The organism is Branchiibius sp. NY16-3462-2 (assembly GCF_001594145.1).
In the GTDB taxonomy this organism is placed as follows: Bacteria; Actinomycetota; Actinomycetes; order Actinomycetales; family Dermatophilaceae; genus Branchiibius.
In genome coordinates this window covers 86,034-104,853 of record NZ_LVCF01000007.1, presented here as the reverse complement: position 1 = coordinate 104,853, position 18,820 = coordinate 86,034, and the positions used below count along the sequence as shown (strand labels likewise).

Here is an 18,820-nt window from a genome sequence, read left to right as displayed (position 1 = left end):
TCCACACAACGCGTTCACGGTCTGGTTTCTCTACCTGCTGCGGATCCACGCTGTATCCCATCGCGCGCACCAGCGCGCAGTCAGAGGGGAGTCAGCAATGAACAAGACATCAGTGACCATCTGCGGCCGCCTGGTCGCCGACCCGGAACGGCGCCAGACCGCCAAGGGCGACCTCGCGACCATGCGAGTCGCCGTCAACGAGCGCAAGAAGGACCCCGACGGCGGCTACTCGGACGGCAAGTCCAGCTTCTACACGGTGTCCGCGTGGGGCGAGTTGGGCAGGGAGGTCATGGAGTGCCTGCACAAGGGCAACGGCGTGGTGGTGCACGGGACTCTGCGGGTGAACAGCTACCCATCCGACGGTCGAACCGTGGAGCGCGTCGAAGTGACCGCCGAGCACGTCGGCCCGGACCTGCGGTTCGGCACCGCGTTCTACCGGCCGCGTCAGTGGGGTGGTCGCAGCGCCGACAACGCGGCGCCGGATGCGCAGAACGGTCGCTCGCAGTGGGCTGGGCAGCAACCCGGGGAGCCGTCGGAGAGCGAGACGGGGTACTCCGGCTCCTACGACGTGGTGGGCGACGAGGCCGGGCAGGGCGATACAGGTGACCAGGAGGCCCTGAGCGCGTGAGCAACAAGGTTCCGGGCGGGTGGGATGCCGCCCGGAACCGGTCGCCGGAGCCCGCGTCCCGGGCTTGCTGAAACCTGCCGGGCCGGGGTGCGCCTGTCGTTACAGTGGGTGGTCATGCGCATGGTGGGGCCGGCGGTCGCCGTAGCGGCGGTGTCGTTGCTGGCCGCGTGTACCGACACCCACCACGTGGCGGCGACGAGTCGTTCGCAGGCACCGGTAGCGGTTGCCGCACCCGCGGCGTCGGGCGGCTTCGACGTCCGCGCCGAGAACGCCAAACCGGGGACCAGCGCCTGGGGGCTGCCCGGTCAGGATTGGGCATCGGACACCCAACTCGCGGGGTGGGTGGACCACTCTTCGATCCGGCCGGGCACTGCGTTGAAGCTGCACGTCACCAGCACCGAGCACTCGTACACGGCCACGGCGTACCGGCTGGGTTGGTACGGCGGTAAGAAGGGTCGGCAGATCTGGAAGTCGGCAGCTCTGCGGGGCACGGTGCAACCCACGTGCGCGGTGCGGGCCAACCGGATGGTGGACTGCAGCAAGTGGTCGGTCGCAACCACGATCCCGACGACGAACTGGCCCGAGGGGCTCTACCTGATCAAACTGCTCGGGGCGGACGGCAAAGGCAAGTACGTACCGCTCACGGTGCGTTCTGCAAGCACCCGCGGTCGACTGGCGCTGGTCAATGCGGACGCCACCTACCAGGCGTACAACGCGTACGGCGGGTACTCGGTCTATCACGGCAAGCAGGGCTTCGGCGACCGTGCCTACACGGTCTCCTTCGACCGGCCCTACGACCGCTCGGGCGCGCGCTATGTCACTGCCGGGGAGCAGGAGATCACCGGTGAGGCAGAACGGCTCGGTCTGCCGCTGGCGTACGTCACCGATACCGACATCTCCGCGTACTCCCACCTGCTGGACGGCGCGCTCGGCGTGGTCTCTCCCAATCACGACGAGTACTGGGACACCGCGATGCGTGACTCCTACCAGGCGGCGCGCAACCGGGGCACCAACCTGGCGTTCCTCGGTGCTAATGCGGAGTACTGGCGGGTGCGTTTCGAAGCGGGCAATCGGCACATGACGACCTACAAGTCGCCGTCACTGGATCCGGTCGCCAACGACCGGACGACGACGAATCTCTGGCGTTCGGCGCCTTACCCACGGCCCGAGGCGGCGTTGACGGGGCTGATGTACGAGTGCTTCCCGGCCCGCGCCGGTTTCAAGGTGTTCGACCCGTCGTTCTTCCTGTTCGCCGGCACCGGCGCGAAGCAGGGCTCCACCTACCCCGGTGTCGTCGGCGTCGAGATCGACCGCGCGTATCCCGTGAACTCCAAGACGCAGACCCCGTCCAACCTGCAGGTCGTGGGTCACTCGCCTGCCCAGTGCGCGAATAAAGGCATGACGTTCTCTGACTTCAGCTACTACACCGTGCCGTCGGGCGCAGGTGTCGTCGCGACGGGTTCGATGCAGTGGGCGGTGGGCATCAACCAGACCAACGGCCCCACCGGGATCACCGCGGCCTCCAGCGCGTTCGTCACCACCGTGACCGGGAATCTGCTGCGCGCGATGAGCCAGGGACCGATGGGCAAAGCGCATCCGGCCAAGGGCAACCTGAGCGTGATCAAACCCAGCGGGAACTTCGGAACCGGCACTGGCGGGATCCCGACCCTGGACGCCGACGACCGCTGAGTTCTCGATTGGGTGTGCGGTTGGGCGCCCGATAGCCTTGCGGCATGGCCGAGTTCATCTACACCATGACCAAGGCGCGTAAGGCCGTTGGCGACAAGCTGATCCTTGACGACGTCAGCATGTCGTTCTACCCCGGCGCCAAGATCGGCGTCGTGGGGCCGAACGGTGCCGGTAAGTCGACGATCCTGAAGATCATGGCCGGTCTGGACCAGCCGTCCAACGGTGAAGCGCGCCTGAGCCCCGGTTACTCCGTCGGCATCCTGCTGCAGGAGCCGCCGCTGAACGAGGAGAAGGACGTTCGCGGCAACGTCGAAGAGGGGATGGGCCAGATCAAGGCCGACCTCGACCGGTTCAACGAGATCTCCGCGCTGATGGCCGACCCGGACGCGGACTTCGATGCGCTGATGGCCGAGATGGGCACGCTGCAGGAGAAGATCGACGCCGCCGACGCATGGGACCTCGACTCCCAGATCGAGCAGGCGATGGACGCGCTGCAGTGCCCCCCGGGCGACGCCGATGTCACCGTGCTGTCCGGAGGTGAGCGTCGACGCGTCGCGCTGGCCAAACTGCTGCTGTCCAAACCGGATCTGCTGCTGCTGGATGAGCCCACCAACCACCTGGACGCGGAGTCGGTGAACTGGCTGGAGCAGCACCTGGCCGCCTACCCGGGCACCGTCCTGGCCGTGACCCACGACCGGTACTTCCTGGACAACGTGGCGCAGTGGATCGCCGAGGTCGACCGCGGGCGGCTCTACCCCTACGAGGGCAACTACTCGACGTACCTGCAGAAGAAGGAAGAGCGCCTCCAGGTCCAGGGCAAGAAGGACGCCAAACTCGCCAAGCGGTTGCGCGATGAGCTGGAGTGGGTGCGCTCCAACGCCAAGGCCCGCCAGACCAAGAGCAAGGCGCGTCTGGCCCGCTACGAGGAGATGGCCGCCGAAGCCGACCGGACGCGCAAGTTGGACTTCGAGGAGATCCAGATCCCGCCGGGTCCCCGCCTGGGTGCCCAGGTCATCGAGGTGGACGATCTGAGCAAGGGCTTCGGCGAACGGGTGCTCATCGATGACCTGTCGTTCACCCTGCCGCGCAACGGCATCGTCGGCGTGATCGGTCCGAACGGTGTCGGTAAGACGACGCTGTTCAAGACGATCGTGGGTATGGAGGAGCCGGACGCCGGCTCCGTCAAGGTCGGTGAGACGGTCCAGATCAGCTACGTCGACCAGAACCGTGCTGGCATCGACCCCGACAAGTCGCTGTGGGAGGTCGTGTCCGACGGCCTCGACCACATTGTCGTCGGCAAGGTCGAAATCCCTTCTCGTGCTTACGTTTCGCAGTTCGGCTTCAAAGGCCCGGACCAGCAGAAGAAGGCGGGCGTCCTCTCCGGTGGTGAGCGCAACCGGCTCAACCTAGCGCTGACGTTGAAGCAGGGCGGCAACCTGTTGCTGCTGGACGAGCCGACCAACGACCTGGACGTCGAGACCCTCGGGTCGTTGGAGAACGCGCTGCTGGCGTTCCCCGGATGCGCCGTCGTCATCAGCCACGACCGGTGGTTCCTGGACCGCGTCGCGACGCACATCCTGGCCTACGAGGGCACCGATGAGGATCCCTCGAAGTGGTACTGGTTCGAGGGCAACTTCGCGGCGTACGAGGAGAACAAGATCGAGCGCCTCGGTCCGGATGCGGCGCGTCCGCACCGGGTGACGCACCGGAAGTTGCACCGCGACTAGCGCGGCGACGTCCTGCGAAGTGGAGGTTGTCGACGGAGCGCCAGCGGAGTCGGCGGCCGGAGCGGGAGCGGGGCGGAGCGCGCAGAAAGCACAGCTTGGCTAAAAAGGTCTAAGAGTCGTAGCGGCTCTTGGTCGTGTCGTCCTTGACGCGGACCATGCCTTCTTGCGCAACCGTGCACGCCAGCGTGCCGTCCTGCGTATAGATCTTGCCGATGCCGAGCCCCCGGCCACCGGACGCGGACGGCGACTCCTGGGTGTAGAGCACCCACTCGTCAATGCGGGCCGGGCGGTGGAACCACATCGAGTGATCCAGGCTCGCGGGGCGCAGCCTCTTGTCGGACCACACCAGACCGTGCCGGCGCAACACCGGCTCCAGCAGGGTGTAGTCGCTGGCGTAGGCCATGACCGCGGCGTGGATCAGCGGGTCATCGGGCAACGGCTCGACGGCCTTCATCCACACGTTCTGGCCGGCGTAACGCTGGCGTCCGGGCTCGAAGTAGAGCGCTCCCTCCACCGTGCGGACATCGACCGCCCGGTTGATCCAGTGGTCGACCGCGGGGTGCAGACCGGCCAGGCCCTCGAGTTCTTCAGCCGCGGTCCACACCCGCTCCGGGTCCGGGACCGCGGGCATCGGTGCCTGGTGGTCCAGGCCCTCGGCGGGCTCCTGGAAGGACAGCGTGCCCGACAGGATCGTCTGACCGCCTTGCTGCGCGTGGACCCGCCTCTGGGAGAAGGAGTTTCCGTCCCGCAGGTTCTCCACGGCGAAGTTGATGGGCGCCGAGGAGTCGCCCGGCCGGATGAAGTAGGCGTGCAGGCTGTGGATCCGTCGGTCGGGCAGGCCGGCGGCGCGCACGCTGAGACCGCCCGCCATGACCGTCTGGGCGAGCACCTGGCCGCCGAAGGCGCGCCGTTGCGGTGTCGGTTGGCTGGTGCCGACGAACAGTTCCATGTCGCGTTGCGACCCGTCGCTGAAGGCGCCGGTAGTGTCACTGACCTCCAGCGACCAGCTGCCGGCAGGCTGGAGGTCGAGCACCTCGAGCAACTGCCGGAAGGTACCCGCTGCGCTAGGGGCGGCGTCATCGGAAGGCGGTAGCGAACTCACAGTCGCTGACTCTATCCAGGTCCCGCCCGACCGCTTTGCAAGGATGGACCCATGCCCGAATCGCCGACCATCGTGACCGTTGACCTGCGCTGGTCGGATCTGGACGCCCTGCGGCACGTGAACAACGTGCAGTTCCTGCGGCTGCTCGAGGAGGCGCGCATCAAGGCCTTCCACGAGTGGTTCGGCCCGGTGCGCCGCTCGAACGGCCTGCTGGTCGCCCACGCCGAGATCGACTATCTGGACCAACTGCACTTCCGCGGTCAGGCTGTCGCGGTGCACCTGTGGGTCTCCCGGGTCGCAGGCGCGTCGTTCGACACCAGTTACGAGTTGTACGACTCGCCCGAGTCGGACGCGAAGCTCTGCGCCCGCGCGCTGACAACCCAGGTCGCCTTCGACCTGACCGATCAGAAACCGGTCCGGATCCCCGACGACCTGCGTGAGGTCCTCGACGCGCACAGCGGGCCTCCGGTGGCGATGAAGCGGCGGGGGGCATGAGCAGTCTGCACCTGGCCGACCAGGAGACGTGGGCGGACCTGACGACGTACGTCGCCCGCGCCCGCCGGTTGGAGGAGGACGGTGCGATCCGTCTGCAAGCCTCCGGTACGTCGCTCGCTGCCTGGGTGGGAGTCGTCAAGGGCCGTGGTCTGCTGGGTGAGGGGACGACCGTCGGCCTACGGGTCCTCGAACTCGCGCAACCTGCGAATGTCGATGTGGTGGTGGGTCTTTCAGCGGTCGCGGACCGGCTGGCCAGACCCACGGAGGATCATGAGTTACCGATTCCGCCGATGACGGTGCAGACGACCTGGGCGGCGGTCTCCCCACCGCGCAGCGGCTGGCGACCGGTCACCCAGGTCCCCGTCGAGACGTTGCGGCGTACGGCGACGGACGGCCTGGAAGCGCTGGCGGTGTCCGCGCGGGAGCCGCTGAGCGCCGTACGTCAGGAGTCCGAACGCCAGCGGGTGTGGTCCGCGAGCATCCCGCTGCCGGCCGCCGCGGACGGCCTGAGCGCCAGCGTCGCTCTTGGTGCGCACGCGCTGGGCTTCCTGGTCGGCGACGAGGCAACGGTCTACACCGCCGGCCGGTGGTATCGCCTGACCACTCCCGCCGGCCACGTCCTCGTGCGCTAAGGAGTCAGGACATCGGTCGCAACCAGACGGCCGCATCCGGCGCTACCAGAGTGCTGTCCCCGGACAGGTCGGAGCCGACAAGCACCTCGTGACCCGCGGGAATGGCCACCGACTCCGCCGACAGGTTGGCCAGCAGGGTGGTCTGCTCACCCGTCGCACCGTGCACCGTGAAGCTCAACACGTCGGGTCCGGCCTCGTTCCAGGACAACGTCCCCGCGCCGATACCTCGCTCACGGCGAGTGGCCAGCAGCCGCCGGTAGAGCTCGAACGATGATCCGGCGACCCCGACCTGTTGATCCGCGGCCAGGTCAGCGAACTCGGCCGGCTGCGGTAACCACGAAGCCCCGGTCTCGTTGAATCCGTAAGCAGGAGAGTCTTTTTCCCAGGCCATCGGGATCCGGCAGCCGTCCCGCCCCAACTCCGCACCCGCCGTACGGGCGAAGGTGGGATCCTGGCGCACCTCGTCCGGAAGCGCGGTGTGCTCGGGCAGCCCCAGCTCCTCGCCCTGGTAGATGTAGGCGCCACCGGGCAGGGCCAACATGATCGCCGTGGCCGCCCGCGCGCGGTGCGCGCCCACTTCGGGATCCGGCTGGGTGTCTTCTGCCCCGATGCCGTTCGGGCGGGGCGTGCCCACCGGCAGACCGAGGCGGCTGACGTGCCGGACCACGTCGTGGTTGGACAGCACCCAGGTCGTCGGCGCGCCGACGGCGTCGTCAGCGGCCAGTGACGCGGTAATGGTCTCGCGCAGCGAGTCGGCCTGCCACGGCGCGTTCAGGTAGTCGAAGTTGAACGCCTGGTGGAACTCATCGGGGCGCACGTAGCGAGCCAGCCGCTCGGGCGGATCGACCCACGCCTCGGCGCACATCGCCCGGTCCCGGGACGGGTCATGGTCAAGCGCCTCCGGCGGGTTGTAATCGTCCAGGATCGCCCGCCACGATCGATAGATCTCGTGGACACCGTCCTGGTCCCACATCGGCGGTCGCTGCGTCGGGTCCGGCAGGTCGAGCATGTTCATCGGCCCGGACCAGGCGGGCAGCCCCTCGGCCTTGACCAGTCCGTGCGCGACGTCGACCCGGAAACCGTCCACACCCCGGTCCAGCCAGAAGCGCAGGATGTCCTCGAATTCGGTTCGTACCTGGGGGTTCTGCCAGTTCAGGTCGGGTTGTTTGACATCGAAAAGATGCAGATACCACTGACCGGGCGACCCGTCGGGCTCGGTGATCCGGGTCCAGGCCGTCCCGCCGAAGACGCTGCTCCAGTCGTTCGGCGGTTGCGAGCCGTCGACGCCGACGCCGTCGCGGAACATGTACCGGTCGCGTTCGGGAGAACCCGGGCCGGCCGCGAGCGCCGCCTGGAACCACGCGTGCTCGTCGGAGGTGTGGTTGGGGACCAGGTCGACGATCACCCGCAGACCCAGTTCATGGGCACGTGCGATCAGGGCGTCGGCGTCTGGCAACGTGCCGAAGACCGGATCAATATCGCGGTAGTCGGCCACGTCGTAGCCGGCGTCGGCCTGTGGTGAGACGTAGAACGGCGACAACCACACGGCGTCGACGCCCAGGTCGGCCAGGTAGGGCAATCGGGCAGTGATACCAGGCAGGTCACCGATCCCGTCGCCGTTGGCGTCCGCCCAGGAGCGGGGGTAGATCTGGTAGATGACGGCTTCGCGCCACCACGGCGCGGGGCTGGTCACGAGATGGTCTCCTGCTCGTCGTCGAGGGTGTTCACCAAGGAGTACGCCGCGCGGGTCAGATAGTCGCGCAGGATCAGGTCGTGTGTCGGGTCGAGTTCGAGGCTGTCGACCGCACTCATCATGTGCAGCAACCACCGGTCGCGCATGTCCGGAGTGACCGCAAACGGCATGTGCCGCATGCGCAGGCGAGGATGTCCGCGCTCCTGGGAGTAGGTGGTCGGACCGCCCCAGTACTGCTCGAGGAACATCCGCAGTCGCCGCTCGGCAGGTTCGAGGTCCTCCTCGGGATAGAGCGCGCGGAGGGGCTCATCGGAGCGCACTCCCTCGTAGAAGGCGGTCACCAACTTGCGGAAGGTCTCCGCGCCGCCGACCTGGTCGTAGAACGTGTCCGTCACTGTCCCAGTCTCCCTTGGGCGTCCATGTCACGAACCGGTCGGGGGTGTCGCGCCGGTCGCCGGGGGAGTGGTCGCCATGACGATACCGGCGTTATCCATGGCGACCTTCACACGGGTCCGGAACTCGCGGGCCGCGGGCAGTTGCTGCCCCGGCAGGCAGGACAGGATGGTGGTCAGGGTCACCGCACCACCGGCGACCGAGTCGACGCCCACAACATCGGGTTGGTCAACCAGGACGGCGTTCCACGTCTCGTCGGCAGCGAAGTCGGCCGCAACGCCCCGCAGGACCCCCAGCGCCTTCTCGACGTCCTGGTCGTAACGGATGGGCATATCCACCCGCGTGTTGGCCCAGCCCTGGGACTTGTTGCCCAGGCGCAGGATCTCCCCGTTGCGGACGTACCAGACCACGCCCTGCGCGTCTCGCAGACGGGTGATCCGCAGCGTCACTTCCTCGACGGTGCCGATGGCCTGGCCCGTGTCGATGACGTCGCCCACGCCGTACTGGTCCTCGATGATCATGGTGATACCGGACAGGTAGTCCTTGACCAGACTCTGCGCGCCGAAGCCGAGGGCCACACCACCGACGCCGGCGGTCGTGACCAGCGGCGCGAGGGGCACTCCGAGCATGGCCAGGACGGTCAGTGCGATGACCACGGCGGTGACGACGGTCGTGACCGACTTCAGCAACGCACCCACCGTCAGCGCGCGCTGTTTGCGCCGTTCGGTCTCCAATTCATCTGCGGGGCGGACGATCCGCTGCCCGCTGGGGCCGCCGCGGCGCTCCTGGTTGTTCTGCATCACCCGTACACCACGATTGATCGCCCGGTAGATCAGCCAGCGGACAGCCACGCCGAAAGCGATGACGATGACGATGAGCAGACCGGTGTGAAGCAGCCACTCGTGAAGGGGTTGGCCACTGACCTGGTTGTCATCGAGCCGCCAGAGCCAGTCCAAGACACGCATGGCACCCATCTTGGTCCCTGGGCTCTGACAAACTTGCATCATGGCGGCCGACAGCACGACCACTGACCCGAAACCCTCTGCAGCGCTGCTGGAACTGGCCGGTGTGTGCGGGGTCGCGACCGAGTACCACGACTGGACCGGCAACCATGTGCAGGTCGGCAGCGACACCATCCGGGCGGTGCTGGGCGCGCTCGGTGTCGTGGTGAGTGATGACGAGTCAGCCCGGGCGGCACTGGAGGATCAACGCTCCGCCGCCTGGCGCCGTACGTTGCCCCCGGTCGTTGTCGCCCGGGAAGGGTGGACGCCGACGGTCCTGATCCACCTGCCGCACGGCGAACAGTTCACCGCCCAGGTCCGTCTGGAGGACGGGGGCACAGTGCCCGTTCGCACCGTCGAGCACGTCGTGGAGCCGCTGACGATCGACAAGGTCCTCATCGGCGAGGCGGCGGTGGCCCTCCCGGGTGACCTGCCGACCGGGTATCACCTCCTGGAGGTGAAGATCGCGGGGCAGCCGCCGCAGACCGCCGAGGTGATCGTCGCCCCGAACACCCTGGACCTGCCCGATTCCCTGGCGCAGCAACCGGCCTGGGGTCTGGCCGCCCAGGTGTACTCCGTGCGCTCCGAGCGGTCGTGGGGACTGGGCGATGCTGCTGACCTGGCGGAGCTGGGGACGTGGGCGGCCAGCAACGCAGCCGACTTCCTGCTGGTCAATCCGGTGCACGCCGCCGAGCCGATCGCGCCGATGGAACCCTCTCCGTATCTGCCGACCTCGCGCCGGTTCGTCAACCCGATCTACATCCGGGTGGAAGAAGTGGCCGACATCGGCTACCTCGGTGCCGCCGAGCGGCAACTGATCGAATGGCACGCCGACGATGCGCGACGGTTGAACGAATTCGACTTCCTGGACCGCGATGCGGCCTGGGCGGCCAAGCGTGCGGCCCTACGCGTGCTGCACCGCGGCCAGCGCAGCGGGCGGCACTCCCGCGACTTCGCCGCGTTCTGCGCCCGCGAGGGGCAGGCGCTGATCGACTTCGCGACCTGGTGCGCTTTGGCCGAGAAACACGGCCTCCCCGCCGGTCAGTGGCCCAGGGAATTGCACGACCCCCGTAGCGACGCCGTGGCCGCCGCCCGCACCGAACTGGCCGACGAGGTCGATTTCCACTGCTGGTTGCAGTGGGTCGTGCAGGACCAACTCGCCAGTGCGCATCGGGAGGCCCGGGCCGCCGGGATGCGCGTCGGGGTTGTGCACGACATCGCCGTCGGTGTGCACCCCGGTGGCGCCGAGGTGTGGGCCGGTCCGGAGATCTTCGCTGCGGGCGTGTCCGTGGGCGCGCCGCCGGATGACTACAACCAGCTCGGACAGGACTGGAGCCAACCGCCGTGGCGCCCCGATCGCCTTGAGCAGCAAGCGTATCGGCCGCTGCGGGACATGCTGCGCACGACTCTTGCGATGGCTGGCGGGTTGCGCATCGACCACATCCTGGGCCTGTTCCGGCTGTGGTGGATCCCGCAGGGGATGAAGCCGACCGATGGCACCTACGTGCGCTACGACCACGAGGCGATGATCAGCGTCCTGGTGCTCGAGGCCCACCGGGCGGGTGCGGTCGTCGTGGGGGAGGACCTGGGCACTGTGGCGCCCAACGTGCGCGACTACCTCACGGACAGAGGCCTGTTGGGTACGTCGGTCCTCTGGTTCGAGAGGCAACAGGACGGCCGCACGCCGCGGCCGCCGGCCACATACCGCAAGCTGGCGCTCGCGACGGTCACCGTGCATGATCTGCCGCCTACCGCCGGTTATCTGCAGGGTGAGCACCTGCAGGTCCGCCGCCGGCTCGGCCTGCTGACCCGCGACTGGTCGGAGGAGCTGGCTGAGGACAGCGCGCAGCGCGATGCCATGGTGTCGGCGTTGCGCGGGGCAGGACTGCTTGGGCAGGACGCCTCGATCGAGGACATCGTCGAGGCGCTGTATGTCTACCTCGCCGCGGCGCCCAGTCGGTTGTTGGGTGTCTCGGTCAACGACCTGGTCGGGGATGTGCGCACGATCAACCAGCCCGGCACCAACGACGAGTACCCGAACTGGCGGCTACCGATTGCCGGGCCGGACCGCCGTCCCCTGCTCCTGGGCGACGTCATGCGCTCCCGACGCGGCAAGAAACTGCTGCGCAAGGTCAACGACGCAGTGCGCCGCGCCGAAGGCGACTGACCAGCGGTCAGTGCGCGGCGTCGTACGCCTGGGCGGTCAGCGCCCGCTCCAAGCCATCCCGGTGGTCGGCGACCGCCCGGCGGGCTCCCGAGGGCGCCTGCGGATGGGCGTCGAGCCAGGTGTTGGTGGCGTCCAGCAACTCCTGATCGGCCAGCGAGCCCGGGAACGACAACGACGTGATCGCCTGGGCAATCGCGAATGTCCTTGCCTCCCAGATGTTTTCGAGCTCCTGGAAGTAGGGTTGGACGAACGGGCGGAGCAGCTGCGGGTCGTGCGGTGTGCTGAACCCAAGAGCGATGGCGTTGATGGTCTGGTTGGGCACGGTGGGGTCGTTGATCAACGTGTCCCACGCCGCTTGCTTCGCTTCCGCGGTCGGGATGGACGCCCGCGCTCGCGCGGCGCGTTCGTGACCAGTGGCGGACGGGTCGCGTTGCAGCTCCGCCTCGATCTGCTCATCGCCGGCGGCACCCATGGAGCACAGGCCGGTGAGCAGGGTCCACCGCATCTCGGTGTCCACCGCGAGGCCGGGCAGCTCCGAGGAGCCATCGAGGAGGGCGCCGAGCCAGGCGACATCCTCGGGGTCGGTGGCAGCCGCCGCAAACGCGCTGACCAGTTGCAGTTGTGCGTCACTGCCGGCCGGCGCCTGCTGCGCCGCGGCGCGTAGCTCGTCGGCGATCTGGGCATCGACCTGTGCCCGATGCTGCGGTGCCACGAAGAAGCGTGCCGTGTGCGTCATCTGCCGCAACACGGTGCGCAGCATCATCGAACTCATCGGATCGGTGATGCTCGCCAGGACCATCGTGACGAAATCCCGACCGGACATGGCGGCGTCGCGAGTCATGTCCCAGGCCGCGCCGAGGACGACCGCCTGTGCCAAAGAGTCCTTCAGCGCCAACGGATTTGCCACGACTGTCTGCAGGGAACGCGCGTCCAACCGGGTCTTGATGTATCCCAGGTCCTCGTCGTTGACCAGGAGCAGGTCGGCCTGGGGCTGCCCGACCAGGTCGGTGACGATGCTGCGCGGACCGTCGACGTCGAGGCGCACCTGCAGGCGCTGGTGCAGCGTGTTGTCGATGAGGTCGAACAGTCCGACGGCGATCGCCTGCGGCCGCAGGGTCGGATGCTCTGCCGGTGCGGTCTGCTCCAGAACCACCTCCTGGTATCGGCCCTGGTCATCCAGCGTGACGACCGGTGTCAGAGTGTTGACCCCGGCCGTCTGCAGCCACAGGGAACTCCACGCCCGCAGATCCCGACCCGACGTTGCCTCGAGTTCAGTGAGCAGGTCGTCCAGCACGGTGTTGCCGAAGGCGTGCTTGCGGAAGTAGTTGCGCAGGCCAGCGACGAAATTGTCGCGGCCGACGTAGGCGACCAGCTGCTTCAGGACGGAGGCGCCCTTGGCGTAGGTGATGCCGTCGAAGTTGCTCTCCACCGCCTCCAGGTCGGGAATCTCCGCCACGATCGGGTGCGTGGAGGCCAACTGGTCCTGGTTGTAGGCCCACGCCTTGTCGGCAACGGCGAAGGAGGTCCACACCGCTGACCACTGGGTGGCCTCGGCGGCACAGGTCGTCGCTGACCACTCGGCGAAGGACTCGTTGAGCCACAGGTCGTCCCACCAGCGCATGGTCACCAGGTCGCCGAACCACATGTGCGCCATCTCGTGCAGGATCGTCTGCGCCCGGGCCTCGACGATGGCCTCGGTGACCGCACCACGAAAGACGTAGGCCTCGGCGAAGGTCACGCAGCCGGCGTTCTCCATGGCCCCTGCGTTGAACTCCGGCACCAGGATCTGGTCGTACTTCGCGAACGGGTACGGGTAGTCGAACATGTCCTCGTAGTAAGCGAATCCGCGCCTGGTGACATCAAAGATGTTGTCCGCGTCGAGGTACTGGGCCAACGATTTACGGCAGCCCACGGCCAGGGCCAGTTCGCCGTCCCGGGTCTGCGCGCTCGAGCGCACCAGGTGGTAGGGCCCGGCGACCAGTGCCGTGACGTACGACGCCAGGCGCGGCGTGGGTTCGAACCGCCACGTCGCGACGGGTTCGGGCGACCCACCGGGACCGACATAGGTGCCGTCCGCGGGCTCCGGCTCCGGAGTGGGCTGGTTGGACAGGACCTCCCAGCGAGCCGGCGCGGTGATCGTGAAGGCGAAGGTGGCCTTCAGGTCCGGCTGCTCGAAGACGGCGAACATCCGGCGGGCGTCGGCGACCTCGAACTGCGTGTAGAGGTAGACCTCCTGATCGGCAGGATCGACGAACCGGTGCAACCCCTCGCCGGTGTTCATGAAGCGGCCGGTGGCCCGGACCTCCACGACGTTGTCCACGCCGAGTTGCGGCAGCTCGATCCGAGCGCCGTCGTAAACCGCTGCAGGCATAAGGGATTCGCCGTTGAGGACGACGGACTCGACGGATTCCCCGATGAAGTCGAGAAAGGTTGTCGCCCCTGGCTGCGAGCAGTGAAAGGCAATCGTCGATCGGGTCGAGAAGAACTCGGCGCCCTGCGTGACGTCGACGTGCACGTCATAGTGCACGACGGTCAGGAGCAGTGACCGAGCGTTCGCCTCGGCATGGGTCAGGTTGGTCCCCGGCATGCTGATCATCCTGTCACGCAGCTGCGTCGGCATCCGCCTGCCGTTCCGGTGGTGCGGTCGCGCACCCGGTGCGGCACGATGGGGCGGTGACTACCGAGAACGTTGAGATGTGGTTCGACCCGTTGTGCCCGTGGGCCTGGATGACCTCGCGCTGGCTGATGGAAGTCGAGAAGGTCCGCGATATCAACGTGACCTGGTCGGTCATGAGCCTGTCGGTCCTGAACGAGGGCCGGGACCTGCCGCCGGACTATCGGGCCATGCTCGACCGCGGTTGGGGCCCCGTGCGGGTGGTCATTGCCGCGGCGCTGGCCCACGGCGAAGAGGTGAAGAAGCAGTTGTACGACGCCATCGGCACCCGTCTGCACCCCGGCGGCCGCGGCAAGGACGCGGACGACCTTCGGGCCGTGGTCGTCGAATCCCTCGCCGACGTCGGCCTGCCGCCCGAACTGATCGACGCCTACGACAACGTGCCCGGCGACGAGGTGGACGTCGCCCTGCGGTCCTCCCACAAGCGGGCGATCGCGTTGGTCGGCGAGGACGTGGGCACCCCCGTTGTCAGCGTCGCCGGTACGTCGTTCTTCGGCCCCGTGGTCACGCCGGCCCCCAAGGGGGAGGCCGCCGGCAAGCTCTGGGACGGCTGCGTGCTGGTGGCCAGCACCCCTGGTTTCTACGAGTTGAAGCGGACCCGGACCAAGGGTCCGGACTTTTCCTGACCTTCCCCGAGCAAGGAGCGAACATGCGAGTTCATCTGGGCGGCGACCATGCGGCGTACGACCTGCAACGGGCACTGGTTGCCTGGTTGCCGGGGGAGGGTTACGAGGTGGTCGACCACGGTCCCGTGGAATACGACGCCGAGGACGACTACCCCGTCTGCGTGCTGCGCGCAGCGGAGGCGGTCGCCGCCGACCCGGGGTCGCTCGGGATCGTGCTGGGCGGTTCCGGCAACGGTGAGCAGATGGCCGCGAACAAGGTCAAAGGCATCCGGGCGGCGCTGTGCTACACCACCGAACTGGCCCAACTGGCCCGGGAGCACAACGACGCGCAGATCATCTCCTTCGGGGGTCGCTTCACGACGTTGGAGCAGGCAAAGGCGATGACCAAGATCTTTCTGGAAACGCCGTTCTCCGGTGTCGAGCGGCATGCGCGGCGGCTGGCCGAAGTGGCGGCATACGAGGAGTCCGGCGCGCTGCCTCCGCAGGGGTGAATGCTTGTCGGGGCTGATTCCAGGTTGCGTCTCGGTGAGTTAAGAACACAGTAAAGAAACTATTTTCACCGGCCTCGCACATCGTAGTTTCCGAACATGGTTATCGACGCGGCGCTCGCGCCACGCCGCCTGCTCGGTCGGGACGCGGCAACGGCACGCCCGACCCGTGCCTGGGCGATGACGGCGATCATCGTCGTTCTGACGGCATCGATCACGGCACTCGTGGTGCGCTTTCCCCATTCTGTGTCCTACGCCGCGTTCGTCTTCGTCGCGGTGGCCGCTGCAACGTTGCTGCACGGCACGCAGCTCCTGGCCAGCTACATAGCGCTCGGCGCGGCCGGTGTGGCCAGCAGTCTGGTGCCGGAGGCTCCCAAACACACGGTGGGCAGTTTCCTGGTGGTGCTCGCGGTGACAATGGGGGTTCTGCTGGTCGCGGACCGTCGTCGCGGCGAGGTCGGCATCCCGGCGGCAGTCGGTACCTCCATGTTGGTCGACCTGCGCGAGCGGCTGCGGGCGCAGGGGCGCCTGCCGGTGCTGCCTTGCGGCTGGAACCTTGACTCGTGCATCGCTCCGGCGCACGGCGACAGTTTCTCCGGTGACTTCGTGGTCGCCGACTGCCCCACGACCAGCACGCTGGAGATCGCGGTCGTGGATGTGTCGGGTAAGGGCTGCACGGCCGGCAGCCGGTCGCTGCTGCTGGGCGGAGCGCTGTCGGGTCTGCTTGGCGCGGTCGAACCCGACCGCTTCCTGCCCTCGGCCAACCAGCATCTGGTGCGTCAGGGGTGGTCGGAGGGCTTTGCGACGGCGATCCACGCGGCGATCGACCTGGACACCGGTCAGTTCAGTGTGGGATCCGCGGGTCATCCGGCGGCCGTGCACTTCCAGGCCGGCCGGGGACGGTGGCAACCGGTGTCCGGAGCCAGCGGAGTTCTCCTGGGTGTCCTTGACCAACAGGGTCCGGCGGACTACCCGCGCGCCCACGGAGTCATGGAGCGCGGCGATGCGTTGTTGTTGTTCACCGACGGTGTGATCGAAGCACCCGGGTTCGACCTGTTCCAGGGTCTTGACCGGTTGCTCGGCCAGGCCGACCGCGCCGCTGCCACGGGATTCAGTGGCGCTGCCGGTCGGCTGTGTGCCGCGGCGCGGTCGGGGGAGACCGACGATCGCGCGATCGTGCTGCTCTGGCGTAACTGACCGCCGCCGCGCGCTACGCACGCGGAAAGGAGGGCCGGGATGATTCCCGGCCCTCCTTCGTGGCGTCTACGGCTCAGTTCGGGCCGTCGAGCTTGTCAACCTGCTCCTTGGCGAAGGACTGCGCCTGGTCGACCTTGTCGGCGTACTTGCCGCCGGTCTTCTCGTCCACGAAGTCCCCGGCCTTCTCAACGGAGTCGTTGGCCTCGTCCTTGTGCTCGTGGATGAACTCCTCGACCTTGTCCTTGGCCTCTTCGAGCTTGTCCTTGGCGTCGTCAAGCAATCCCATGTTGTTCTCCTTCGTCGTTCTCCGCCCCGAACGGCGGTCCTGATGCCTCCGGATGGAGTTGACCACCAGTCAACCCCAGGATGACGACGAACGGAAGGGTATTGCGCGAACTGAGATGTGGTGTATACGCCGCGTGAGATGCAGTGGACAACGGAAACGCAACAATGCTGGAGCGGGTGACGAGAATCGAACTCGCGTAGCCAGTTTGGAAGACTGGGGCTCTACCATTGAGCTACACCCGCGTGGCTGATCTGCGGTGCGTTCCGGGCCTGCGATGGGAGCCCGGTCACTGGCTGGATCTGCCGAGCGGTTAGCCTACTGCCCGCAGGTCGTACCACCCAAAACGGGCGATCAGCCGCGGGGTATGGCGCAGCTTGGTAGCGCGTCCGCTTTGGGAGCGGAAGGCCGCCGGTTCGAATCCGGCTACCCCGACCGTTAGCATGGTCTCTTGGTGTGACGGCCACTGATCGGTCGTCCGGATTGATGTCAGAGCAACCTCTGATGCCCACCCCGAACTCAACTTGGAGATCGCAGCAGTGAAGAGTGCCGTAGAACATGTCGGCCCCACCCGGGTCAAGCTCACCATCGACGTGCCGTTCGAGGAGCTGAAGCCCAGCCTCGACGCCGCGTACGCGACGATCGCCAGCCAGGTGCAGGTGCCCGGTTTCCGGCAGGGCAAGGTTCCTGCGCGGATCATCGACCAGCGGGTCGGCCGCGGCGCGGTCGTCCAGGAGGCGGTCAACGAGGCCCTGCCGCAGTTCTACAGTGACGCTGTCGACCAGCAGGAGATCCAGCCCATCGGTCAGCCCGAGGTCGATGTCACTGCGGTTCCCGCGGCGGACGGTGACGACCTGAGCTTCACCGTCGAGGTCGACGTCGTCCCCGAATTCGAGTTGCCCGCTTTCGAGGACGTCACCGTCGAGGTCGACCCGGTGTCGATCAGCGACGACGACGTGAATGCCGAGTTGGACGCTTTGCGTGAGCGGTTCGGCACCGTGGCCGCCGTCGACCGCGCCGCCCAGGACGGCGACACGGTCAACATCGGCCTGCGCGCCGAGATCGGCGGCGAAGAGATCGACGACGTTGCCGCCGTCGACTACCTGATCGGTGCGGGCAACATGCTCGACGGTCTGGACGAGGCGGTCATCGGCCTGTCGGCAGGTGACACCAAGGACTTCACCTCCCCGCTGATCGGTGGCGAGCACGAGGGCGAGGACGCCGCCATCACGGTGACCGTCAACTCAGTCTCCGAGCGCACGCTGCCGGAGCTCGACGACGACTTCGCGACCACCGTCTCCGGTGACTACGAGAACCTGGACGAACTGCGCTCGGCGATCCGTGAGCAGGTCGAGCGAGGTAAGAAGATGGAGCAGGGCGTCCAGGCTCGCGACAAGGTCCTGGACCACCTGCTGGACACCTTGGACCTTCCGGTCCCCGAGGCGCTCATCGAGGCTGAGGTTCACTCGCACCTGGAGGGTGAGGAACGCCTTGAGGACGACGAGCACCGCGCCGAGGTCACCGAGTCGACCCGCAAGCAGATCCAGACCCAGTTCGTGTTGGACCGCATCGCCCAGGACGAGAAGGTGGAGGTCGGACAGCAGGATCTGATCGAGTTCATCATCGCCAGCGCCGGCCAGTACGGGCTGGACCCCAACCAGTTCGCACAGATGCTGGACCAGCAGGGTCAGATCCCCTCGATCATGGGTGAGGTCGGCCGCCGCAAGGCGCTGGCCGCTGTGCTGGAGAAGGTCACGATCAAGGACACCAACGGCGAGGCGGTAGACCTCAACGCCCTGGACACCGAGTTCGAGGACGAGATCGACGACGCCCTCGAGGATGAGATCGACGACGAGCTCGAGGACATCGACCTCGACGAGGCGGAGCTGGACGACGCCGAAGAGATCGAGGCCGACGAGAAGGGCGAGTCGACACCGACCGCCTGATCACCGCGCCGTACTTCACGAGCCCGCCGCCTGCATCGCCAGGCGGCGGGCTCTGTGCTGCGGAGGGTGCTCTTGCGCT

16 protein-coding genes and 2 tRNA genes are annotated in these 18,820 nt (G+C 67.4%); 11 read left to right on the top strand and 7 right to left on the bottom strand.

Going from position 1 to position 18,820, the window contains the following annotated elements; translation table 11 throughout:
- Positions 1-97 precede the first annotated feature (97 nt).
- From AZH51_RS04930 to ettA, 3 genes are all read left to right on the top strand, one after another.
- On the top strand, positions 98-628 hold the full coding sequence (locus tag AZH51_RS04930; protein WP_291521938.1) for a single-stranded DNA-binding protein: 531 nt from the start codon (positions 98-100) through the stop codon (positions 626-628).
- 114 nt (positions 629-742) lie between these two features.
- On the top strand, positions 743-2,317 hold the full coding sequence (locus AZH51_RS04925) for a N,N-dimethylformamidase beta subunit family domain-containing protein (RefSeq protein WP_291521936.1): 1,575 nt from the start codon (positions 743-745) through the stop codon (positions 2,315-2,317).
- A gap of 44 nt (positions 2,318-2,361) precedes the next feature.
- Complete coding sequence (gene ettA, locus AZH51_RS04920) at positions 2,362-4,044, top strand: energy-dependent translational throttle protein EttA (RefSeq protein WP_291521935.1); 1,683 nt, start codon at positions 2,362-2,364, stop codon at positions 4,042-4,044.
- A gap of 109 nt (positions 4,045-4,153) precedes the next feature.
- Here ettA and AZH51_RS04915 read toward each other — a convergent pair whose 3' ends face one another.
- The gene (locus AZH51_RS04915; protein ID WP_291521933.1) at positions 4,154-5,146 is read right to left on the bottom strand and encodes an acyl-CoA thioesterase II; all 993 of its coding nucleotides are present in this window, start codon (positions 5,144-5,146) and stop codon (positions 4,154-4,156) included.
- Positions 5,147-5,197: 51 nt separating this feature from the next.
- Between AZH51_RS04915 and AZH51_RS04910 the strand changes: the two genes are divergently transcribed.
- Positions 5,198-5,641, top strand: coding sequence for a thioesterase family protein (locus AZH51_RS04910; RefSeq protein WP_291521931.1), 444 nt, complete (start codon positions 5,198-5,200; stop codon positions 5,639-5,641).
- A complete protein-coding gene (locus tag AZH51_RS04905) occupies positions 5,638-6,273 on the top strand; it encodes a hypothetical protein (protein ID WP_291521929.1) in 636 nt (211 codons plus the stop codon). Before AZH51_RS04910 ends, AZH51_RS04905 begins: the two co-directional genes overlap by 4 nt.
- Before the next feature lie 4 nt (positions 6,274-6,277).
- Here the strand turns inward: AZH51_RS04905 and AZH51_RS04900 are convergent, their stop codons facing one another.
- Genes AZH51_RS04900 through AZH51_RS04890 form a run of 3 tightly spaced genes read right to left on the bottom strand, consistent with a single transcriptional unit; the run spans position 6,278 to position 9,324 of the window.
- Positions 6,278-7,966, bottom strand: coding sequence for a glycoside hydrolase family 13 protein (locus AZH51_RS04900; RefSeq protein WP_291521927.1), 1,689 nt, complete (start codon positions 7,964-7,966; stop codon positions 6,278-6,280).
- Entirely contained in the window at positions 7,963-8,361 is a 399-nt protein-coding gene (locus AZH51_RS04895; RefSeq protein WP_291521926.1) for a globin, read from the bottom strand. The genes AZH51_RS04900 and AZH51_RS04895 overlap by 4 nt, the downstream gene beginning before the upstream one ends.
- A gap of 27 nt (positions 8,362-8,388) precedes the next feature.
- Positions 8,389-9,324 carry a mechanosensitive ion channel domain-containing protein gene (locus tag AZH51_RS04890; protein ID WP_291521924.1) on the bottom strand — a complete coding sequence of 312 codons (936 nt, stop codon included), beginning with the start codon at positions 9,322-9,324 and terminating at the stop codon, positions 8,389-8,391.
- Between the two features lie 40 nt (positions 9,325-9,364).
- Here AZH51_RS04890 and malQ point away from each other — a divergent pair, with 40 nt between their 5' ends.
- The gene (gene malQ, locus AZH51_RS04885; protein WP_291521922.1) at positions 9,365-11,527 is read left to right on the top strand and encodes a 4-alpha-glucanotransferase; all 2,163 of its coding nucleotides are present in this window, start codon (positions 9,365-9,367) and stop codon (positions 11,525-11,527) included.
- 7 nt (positions 11,528-11,534) lie between these two features.
- Here the strand turns inward: malQ and pepN are convergent, their stop codons facing one another.
- Positions 11,535-14,114, bottom strand: a complete 2,580-nt coding sequence (gene pepN, locus AZH51_RS04880) for an aminopeptidase N (protein WP_291521919.1) — start codon at positions 14,112-14,114, stop codon at positions 11,535-11,537.
- Between the two features lie 107 nt (positions 14,115-14,221).
- Between pepN and AZH51_RS04875 the strand changes: the two genes are divergently transcribed.
- The 3 genes from AZH51_RS04875 to AZH51_RS04865 all read left to right on the top strand — a co-directional run bounded on the left by AZH51_RS04875 (position 14,222) and on the right by AZH51_RS04865 (position 16,512).
- Positions 14,222-14,827, top strand: coding sequence for a disulfide bond formation protein DsbA (locus tag AZH51_RS04875; RefSeq protein ID WP_291521986.1), 606 nt, complete (start codon positions 14,222-14,224; stop codon positions 14,825-14,827).
- Positions 14,828-14,850: 23 nt separating this feature from the next.
- On the top strand, positions 14,851-15,318 hold the full coding sequence (locus AZH51_RS04870; RefSeq protein ID WP_291521917.1) for a ribose-5-phosphate isomerase: 468 nt from the start codon (positions 14,851-14,853) through the stop codon (positions 15,316-15,318).
- Between the two features lie 96 nt (positions 15,319-15,414).
- Positions 15,415-16,512 carry a PP2C family protein-serine/threonine phosphatase gene (locus tag AZH51_RS04865; protein ID WP_291521915.1) on the top strand — a complete coding sequence of 366 codons (1,098 nt, stop codon included), beginning with the start codon at positions 15,415-15,417 and terminating at the stop codon, positions 16,510-16,512.
- Positions 16,513-16,585: 73 nt separating this feature from the next.
- Here AZH51_RS04865 and AZH51_RS04860 read toward each other — a convergent pair whose 3' ends face one another.
- Together AZH51_RS04860 and AZH51_RS04855 are read right to left on the bottom strand one after the other, a co-directional pair.
- Positions 16,586-16,798, bottom strand: coding sequence for an antitoxin (locus AZH51_RS04860; RefSeq protein ID WP_291521913.1), 213 nt, complete (start codon positions 16,796-16,798; stop codon positions 16,586-16,588).
- A gap of 168 nt (positions 16,799-16,966) precedes the next feature.
- Positions 16,967-17,040, bottom strand: a tRNA-Gly gene (locus AZH51_RS04855).
- A 116-nt stretch (positions 17,041-17,156) separates the two neighbouring features.
- Between AZH51_RS04855 and AZH51_RS04850 the strand changes: the two genes are divergently transcribed.
- Positions 17,157-17,230 (top strand) — tRNA-Pro (locus AZH51_RS04850).
- 104 nt (positions 17,231-17,334) lie between these two features.
- On the top strand, positions 17,335-18,741 hold the full coding sequence (tig, locus tag AZH51_RS04845; RefSeq protein ID WP_291521911.1) for a trigger factor: 1,407 nt from the start codon (positions 17,335-17,337) through the stop codon (positions 18,739-18,741).
- Positions 18,742-18,820: the final 79 nt, after the last annotated feature.

Bases quoted from the DNA above. Each gene is read 5' to 3' on its own strand.
- AZH51_RS04930 (WP_291521938.1), top strand. From the start codon at position 98: ATGAACAAGACATCAGTGACCATCTGCGGCCGCCTGGTCGCCGACCCG.
- AZH51_RS04925 (WP_291521936.1), top strand. From the start codon at position 743: ATGCGCATGGTGGGGCCGGCGGTCGCCGTAGCGGCGGTGTCGTTGCTG.
- ettA (WP_291521935.1), top strand. From the start codon at position 2,362: ATGGCCGAGTTCATCTACACCATGACCAAGGCGCGTAAGGCCGTTGGC.
- AZH51_RS04910 (WP_291521931.1), top strand. From the start codon at position 5,198: ATGCCCGAATCGCCGACCATCGTGACCGTTGACCTGCGCTGGTCGGAT.
- AZH51_RS04905 (WP_291521929.1), top strand. From the start codon at position 5,638: ATGAGCAGTCTGCACCTGGCCGACCAGGAGACGTGGGCGGACCTGACG.
- AZH51_RS04890 (WP_291521924.1), bottom strand. From the start codon at position 9,324: ATGCGTGTCTTGGACTGGCTCTGGCGGCTCGATGACAACCAGGTCAGT.
- malQ (WP_291521922.1), top strand. From the start codon at position 9,365: ATGGCGGCCGACAGCACGACCACTGACCCGAAACCCTCTGCAGCGCTG.
- pepN (WP_291521919.1), bottom strand. From the start codon at position 14,114: ATGCCGGGGACCAACCTGACCCATGCCGAGGCGAACGCTCGGTCACTG.
- AZH51_RS04875 (WP_291521986.1), top strand. From the start codon at position 14,222: ATGTGGTTCGACCCGTTGTGCCCGTGGGCCTGGATGACCTCGCGCTGG.
- AZH51_RS04870 (WP_291521917.1), top strand. From the start codon at position 14,851: ATGCGAGTTCATCTGGGCGGCGACCATGCGGCGTACGACCTGCAACGG.
- AZH51_RS04865 (WP_291521915.1), top strand. From the start codon at position 15,415: ATGGTTATCGACGCGGCGCTCGCGCCACGCCGCCTGCTCGGTCGGGAC.
- AZH51_RS04860 (WP_291521913.1), bottom strand. From the start codon at position 16,798: ATGGGATTGCTTGACGACGCCAAGGACAAGCTCGAAGAGGCCAAGGAC.